Raw genomic sequence first — 6768 nt, forward strand, 5'->3', positions numbered from 1 at the left:
ATAAGTTCCGTGATTCATTGTGAAGCATATTCATCATCTCCACATTTATCATACCACTGCTGTACAGTGCGGCGGTGACTTCACTCTATTTTCTGGGTTTGCTCTAGATGATTTGGTGCAGGAGGGAAGTATCGGCCTACTGAACGCAATCCCTTTGTTTGATGCGGGACGCGGCATGAAATTTCTGACTTATGCAGCACCGGCAGTCCGCAATGCCATGACAGACTGCATCCGCGCCGCCCTCGCTTTATTTGAGCAACGGATGGTGGATAAGAAAGACGGCCCCGGCTTCCAGAGAGTATATCTGGATGACGTTCTCTCAGAGGATGAACGGATGCTGCGGATCGAAGCCATAGCCGACCCTCACACCCAAACGCCGGAGCAAATCTATATCCAAAAAGAGCAGCTGATAGAATTGTATGCGGCGCTGGACAAGCTGACGGCCAGAGAGCAGACCTATCTGCTGTACCGCTATGGCTTTACCGATGGAATCGAGCACCCGCTGATCGGCGCGGCGCTCCATTTCCATCTCAGCGAGAGCTGGACAAAGAAGGTGGAGGGCGAGGCGATGGACAGCCTGCGCGGAAAGCTGCCGTGGTGGTTCTGATACGATGGGAAGCAGCGGCTGACGGGGGCTTTGATATACCTTTGTTCCGCAAATGACACGGCTGACAGACAGTGCATATCCGCACCGCCCGCCAGCCTTTTTCTGTCGCTTATGCTGCCCCGCAAGGGGCAACCTTTCCCTCCGGAACGCCGCAACTGTAGCCGCACTTTCCGGGGCGTGCTACAATTCCGGCTGCCATCTGCTCCACAAAGGTATAACACACTAGACTTTCCGGGGGAAAGTCGTGTGCCACGAAACCGCCGGTTTCTTTGGATTCTTCCAGTCAAAGGGGAACGCATCCCCTCTGAACACCCCAGACAAAGGAGAACTCCGTTCCCCTTTGGAATTCCTTTGCCAACAGGGATGCTACCCGCCCCTATTGGATGACCCAGAGTGTAATCGGCGGATATTCAACACCTTCCGCACCACCGGCATCCATTACATGAATTTCTCCGCTTGCAGGTACGGCAGCGTGTTTGAATGGGGCAGTCCTGTTCAACGGCAGGATATTGCAGCCCGGAGCGCAGCGCCTGAACGTGTTGATAAGCCTTGCAGATGTGATACTCTTTTCCGTCCTTGATAAAAACATTTCCCGTTCCAAAAAACGAGAAAGGAACATTATATTTCCGGCATTGGTCATACAGCAGCTTAACCCATTCATAGTGGAGCGGCCTTGCACCATCATAGTTTTCTCCGTCTGCAAATACGGTTTTCAACTGGCCGGAAGCCAGATATGGTTCCAAATCAACTTTTCCGATAAATGGAGCAATCATATTTTGCCGGAATATCCAGGAGTATTGATAGCCTTTCATCCGCCCGCAGTTGATTTTCCGCCGTCACATTGATGGAAACATTCTCCCATCCGTCCAGCCAATCCCAGGGCAGGTACTCCCGGATACGATGCGCACGCTTTGTCAGGAGCCAGAACCGTACATCCGGTCGTAAGCGGATCATATCCCAGACTTCATCCCGCCAGGCATCCGCTTCTTCCAGAAAAAAGTCGCTGGTCATACATACCCGCAAACTTTCTCCGCTTTTAATTTTATAATTTCCCTGCCGGTCTTTTTTCAGCGGCAGGTTGAAATTCGTCTTGACCTTATAAATCTCCCCGCCTGATTTGCCCCTCTCGCTGTCCAGATAGTACATATAGCAGTGGTCGCAGCCCTCGCTATATTTGCGACAGCCATGCCAGGGATTCCAAATATCACTGCTCATGCCGGTTCCTTTCCAGTTCACAAATCAGACTGTGGGGCATTCTTCGCGGCCCGCGTATTGTGCCGATCCCATAGGTTTTTAGCTTCTCAAATGGGAGAAAAGACGGCTCGTACTGTTCCAGCTTTCTCAATCTCATCACATGATCCATATGTACGTTGCCATCATCATAATGATAAGGGATATTGACCTCTGTGGCTTCGCACCGATACAGGACTGCGCAAACCGGAGCCGTAACATACAGGAAGATAACATCGCCAACCGAAATATTGCTGCTTTGCTTCCAGATGATTTCCTCATTTTCCGAAAACGCTTTTTGCAAGTCGTAATACTTCGGATTTACCGGAACAATCCATTCCTGCCGTCCGCTCAGAAGTTCTTTTCCCTTTCTCCGTTTTGAAGTGAGTTTATAGCTCATATCCAGCAAAGAGAAAACTAAAGTTTTCTCCACCGAGCCATCCAATAAAACAGAAATCCAGCTACCCTGCTTCATATGGTAAGCGGGACGGATACCTTTGCCACCTGTCAGGGAACCACTTAAAATCGGATCACATTTGATCTCAATAATATCAACTACGTTTTTCCCACTCATTCCCAGCTTCTCTGCGGGAACATCCATGATCAGCCCGTACCATTTCCGGCTGTCCCCGTGGCGGAGAACCGCGTAACCCGGTATAGATTGCCAGAGATATTCCGGCGTGGTTCCATACTGTTTCTCCGCATAAGCGATGATCTCGCTGCGATATGATACGGACGGCTTATTCCTCATTTTCATTGTCCTTTGGCAGGTTGTCTTTTTCATGCTTGAAGCCCCAGAGCATAATCTGATAGAAAATCGGCATCAGGTCACGTCCCCGCTCCGTAAAGGAATACTCCACATGGGGCGGGATCTCATTGAACTGCACCCGATTGATAAACCCATCCCGTTCCAGTTCCCGTAAGGAGTTGGTCAGCATGGTGTTGGTGATACCAGGCAACTCCTTTTTCAGAGTACCAAAGCGGACGGTATCGTGAATGCACAGCTCGTAGAGAATCTGTGTTTTCCACTTTCCCTGAAGCATCAGAAGCAGCGGCGTGACCGGGCAGTTGCCCAGATCGGTCACAATTCCTTTTTTGACATCCCGCAAATATTCCTCATATGTCATCACATGATCCATATCCATTCCTCCTGTTTTTAGCCTTAGTCAGTAGTTTGATACTATGTACGAACTTTCTGTGTACTTGATTCCGTTTTCAGATACAGTATAATATTTATACAAGGAATCGTCAAGAGAGGAGGCAGCAAGATGACTTCCTTCAACATAGAACAAAAAAGAGTAGATGTGTTTGCAAGTGCAGCACCAGACAGGCCGGTGATTTATCTGAATACCTACGGCCGCGAAGGGAAACAGGTTTTTAAGCATTTACAGGAAACCGGCTGCCCGGATTTTTCACTGGTTGCAGTCAGCAATCTGGAATGGGATCACGATATGGCTCCCTGGGACATTCCGCCCATATCCGAAAAAGACACACCCTGCACCGGAGGATCCGATGATTATTTGAAACTTCTGCTCAATCAAATTCTGCCGGAGGCGGAAAAAGCATTGCCGGGTATCCCTTCCTGGCGGGGGATCGCGGGATATTCACTGGCCGGACTGTTTGCGGTTTATTCGATTTATCAGACAGACATTTTTTCACGGGTTGCCAGTATGTCCGGTTCCCTGTGGTTTCCGGGAATCAAAGATTACATCGCTTCCCACACGCCTTTGAAAAAGCCGGACTGTATGTACTTTTCGCTGGGTGACCGGGAATGTCATACCCGGAACAAATTCCTGAAATGTGTCCAGCAGAACACCGAGACCATTGAGGCGTTCTATCATGGGCAGGGAATTGACACGACCTTCCAGTTAAATCCCGGCAACCACTTCAAAGACGGCGTGCCGCGGACAGCGGCAGGACTTCAATGGATATTAAACAGAACAAACGATGAGGAGAATTAAAAATGGATACGATTTATTCGCTTTTTCAAGAAGTAGTAAAAGAGCATGGACAAGAACCTGCCATCATTGAAAACAGCCGCACCATGACTTTTGGTGAACTCTCCAACATGGTGGATATGATTGCGTGCAGCTTCCCGGCAGAAATTCACAGTATCGGCATCGTAATGCGGCATCGGGCCGAAATGATTGCCTCCATTCTGGCGGTGCTCAAATGCGGCGGACGTTATATCCCGGCAGAGCCGGATTTCCCCACAGGGCGCATCCACGATATGATGGAGGAAGCCGCAGTTGACTTTGTGCTGACGGAGCAGCCTTTTACAGATAAGCTGGGCGGTTTTCCCATTCGCTATACGGACTGTGAAATCTGCGGCGTTGAAACACCTTCCTGGAAACGGAACGCAATCTCCGATCCGGAACGCCCTGCTTATGTGCTTTATACATCCGGTACTACCGGACGTCCCAAGGGTGTCTGCGTGACCAACCGGAATGTCTGCCATTATGTCCGGGCATTCGCTAATGAATTTCATCCCGGCCCCGGTGACATCATGCTGCAATATTCGGTCTGCTCCTTTGACATCTTCGTGGAAGAAGTGTTTGCCAGTCTTCTAAACGGCGCGGCGCTGGCAATTCCGGCGGATGAGGACAAAACGGATATTCATACGCTGATGAATTTCGTGGAGCGCCGCCATGTGACCATGCTCAGCGGGTTCCCTTATCTGCTGGCAGAGATGAACCATCTGCGGGAAATCCCGTCCTCCCTGCGCCTGCTCATCAGCGGCGGCGATGTACTGCGGGGCGTCTATGTGGATCATTTGCTGGACAAAGCGGAAGTTTATAACACCTACGGCCCTTCTGAGACGACGGTCTGCGCCTCCTACTACCGCTGCAACGGCGGTACGGTTTTGGAAGATGGCACTTACCCTATCGGGCATCCTGTACTGGGTGCGCAGATCCGGATTCTCGATCAGAGCGGGAACGAAGTGCCAAAAGGCCAAACCGGTGAAATCTGTATTTATGGGGATGGCGTCTCTTTGGGATATATTGGCGACCATGCGGAAGAAAACAAGGTTTTCGAGCAGCAGCCGGATGGCAGCGTCATGTACCGCAGCGGTGACCTGGGCTATATCCTGCCGGACGGGAATATTGCATTCCTGCACCGCAAAGATAACCAGATTATGATTTATGGCAAGCGGGTAGAAGTCGCAGAAGTAGAATCCCGCCTCTACCAGTGCCAAAATGTCCAGCAGGCTGTTGTCAGAGCATTTACCGATGAAGATGGGCTTTCTTACATGACCGCCTATGTGGTTCCCGCAGATGACCAGCTGAAGATTTCCAAAGTGCGGAAAGAACTGGAAGATCATCTGACTGCCTTTATGATCCCCGAATTTTTTGTAAAAATGAAGCAGATTCCGCTCAATGTCAACGGAAAGCCCGATGTTTCCCGTCTGCCTGTGGTAATGAAAGCAGGGGTGATGTAATGGACGTTGTAATTCGGAAAGCAGAACTCCAAGACCTTGACCTGCTGATGCGCTGGCGGATGGAGGTACTGCACGAAGTATTCTCCATCCCGGCAGATCAGCCATTGGCGGAGCTGGAAGCCGAAAACCGCCGCTACTATCAGAAAGAATTGCCGCAGGGCGGGCATATCGCCTGCTTCGTCTATATAGGGGAAGAAATCGTCGGCTGCGGCGGGATGTGCCTCTATCACGAGATGCCCTCGCCGGATAACCCTTCCGGTAAATGCGCTTACCTGATGAATGTCTATGTCAGACCTCAATTTCGTGGGCATGGCATAGCCAGCAGGCTTGTCAGATGGCTTGTAGAACAGGCTCGCGAACACCATATTTCAAAAATATACCTGGAAACCTCAGAAGCGGGCAGGCCGCTGTATCAAAGAATAGGTTTTTCTGATATGAAGGATATGATGGAACTGCCCCATGAAAATGAGCAAAATCAAAAGGAGTATACCTACAATGGAACCAACGATCCACAATATTGAAGTAAAAAGCGTCCTCACCAAATCCAATCTGCCGGTAGCAGATTATTCCGTCAATCCCTACACGGGCTGTGAACATGGTTGTAAATACTGTTACGCTTCCTTTATGAAGCGTTTTACGAACCACCCGGAACCATGGGGAACTTTTGTAGATATTAAACACTGGCTGGAAATAAAGCACCCGGAGAAATATGCCGGGAAGGAACTGTTCATCGGCTCGGTCTGCGATCCATACCAGCCGTTGGAAGAAACCGCCTGCCGGACACGCGCTCTGCTGGAACAGATGCAGGGCACCGGATGCAGCCTCAGCATTGCTACCAAATCCGATCTGGTGTTGCGTGACCTCGACCTCATCAAGACATTCCCCAACGCTCGGGTATCTTGGTCGATCAACACACTGGACGAAGATTTCCGCACTGATATGGACAATGCAGTGAGCATTGAGCGGCGGCTGGCCGCCATGAAAGCCTTCCATGACGCCGGTGTGCGCACCACCTGCTTTATCTCGCCGATTTTCCCCGGCATCACCGACCTGCCCGCCATCATCCGCCGGGCGAAGGATCAGTGTAATTTGGTCTGGCTGGAAAACCTGAACCTGCGGGGCGGTTATAAGAAAACGATTTTTGACTATATCACGGACAAACATCCAGGCCTGCTGCCGCTGTACGATGCCATTTATAACAAAAAAGACCGCAGCTACTGGTCAATGCTGGATGCGCAGATGCGGCAGTTCTGTCAGGAAGAAGGGTTGCTGTATGTCCGTGATGATGATTCCATCAAACGCCCGTTCAACGATCCGCCCATCGTGGTCAACTACTTTTTCCATGAAGAGATTATCCCTTCGGCAAAGAAAAAGCAGCAAAAAGTAAGCGCCTCACAAAACAGTGTACTTGACAATAGAAAAAGGACCAGCTAAAGCTGGTCCTTTTTTGTTATTCAAAACAACTGCGCATGTAGTCGCTCCAGGGCATCAG

General features: G+C 50.3%; 9 protein-coding genes. 5 read left to right on the plus strand and 4 right to left on the minus strand.

All coding sequences use genetic code 11. From position 1 onward, the window contains the following. The first annotated feature begins 19 nt into the window (after positions 1–19). Complete coding sequence (locus B5F27_RS15510; protein ID WP_275533124.1) at positions 20–607, plus strand: sigma-70 family RNA polymerase sigma factor; 588 nt, start codon at positions 20–22, stop codon at positions 605–607. 410 nt (positions 608–1017) lie between these two features. Here the strand turns inward: B5F27_RS15510 and B5F27_RS17440 are convergent, their stop codons facing one another. From B5F27_RS17440 to B5F27_RS15525, 4 genes are read right to left on the minus strand one after another with little or no spacing between them, the layout of a single operon-like run. Beyond that, positions 1018–1419, minus strand: coding sequence for a DUF5131 family protein (locus tag B5F27_RS17440; protein ID WP_343214651.1), 402 nt, complete (start codon positions 1417–1419; stop codon positions 1018–1020). Beyond that, positions 1352–1822, minus strand: a complete 471-nt coding sequence (locus B5F27_RS17445) for a DUF5131 family protein (RefSeq protein WP_275533126.1) — start codon at positions 1820–1822, stop codon at positions 1352–1354. Before B5F27_RS17445 ends, B5F27_RS17440 begins: the two co-directional genes overlap by 68 nt. Further along, complete coding sequence (locus B5F27_RS17355) at positions 1812–2621, minus strand: MmcQ/YjbR family DNA-binding protein (RefSeq protein WP_087368970.1); 810 nt, start codon at positions 2619–2621, stop codon at positions 1812–1814. The genes B5F27_RS17445 and B5F27_RS17355 overlap by 11 nt, the downstream gene beginning before the upstream one ends. Continuing rightward, the gene (locus tag B5F27_RS15525) at positions 2578–2976 is read right to left on the minus strand and encodes a helix-turn-helix domain-containing protein (RefSeq protein WP_087368971.1); all 399 of its coding nucleotides are present in this window, start codon (positions 2974–2976) and stop codon (positions 2578–2580) included. Before B5F27_RS15525 ends, B5F27_RS17355 begins: the two co-directional genes overlap by 44 nt. A gap of 129 nt (positions 2977–3105) precedes the next feature. On the opposite strand from B5F27_RS15525, the gene B5F27_RS15530 reads away from it, so the two are divergent. The 4 genes from B5F27_RS15530 to B5F27_RS15545 are packed head-to-tail and all read left to right on the plus strand — an operon-like array spanning position 3106 to position 6710. After that, positions 3106–3798 (plus strand): alpha/beta hydrolase-fold protein, encoded by a 693-nt coding sequence (locus B5F27_RS15530; protein WP_087368972.1) that lies wholly within the window; start codon positions 3106–3108, stop codon positions 3796–3798. A 2-nt stretch (positions 3799–3800) separates the two neighbouring features. Continuing rightward, a complete protein-coding gene (locus tag B5F27_RS15535; protein ID WP_087368973.1) occupies positions 3801–5276 on the plus strand; it encodes an amino acid adenylation domain-containing protein in 1476 nt (491 codons plus the stop codon). Then, positions 5276–5797, plus strand: coding sequence for a GNAT family N-acetyltransferase (locus B5F27_RS15540; protein WP_087368974.1), 522 nt, complete (start codon positions 5276–5278; stop codon positions 5795–5797). Before B5F27_RS15535 ends, B5F27_RS15540 begins: the two co-directional genes overlap by 1 nt. Continuing rightward, the gene (locus B5F27_RS15545; RefSeq protein WP_087368975.1) at positions 5772–6710 is read left to right on the plus strand and encodes a radical SAM mobile pair protein B; all 939 of its coding nucleotides are present in this window, start codon (positions 5772–5774) and stop codon (positions 6708–6710) included. The genes B5F27_RS15540 and B5F27_RS15545 overlap by 26 nt, the downstream gene beginning before the upstream one ends. The last annotated feature ends 58 nt before the right edge of the window (positions 6711–6768 follow it).

It is taken from the genome of Faecalibacterium sp. An192 (genome assembly GCF_002160175.1).
Taxonomy (GTDB): Bacteria; Bacillota; Clostridia; order Oscillospirales; family Ruminococcaceae; genus Faecalibacterium.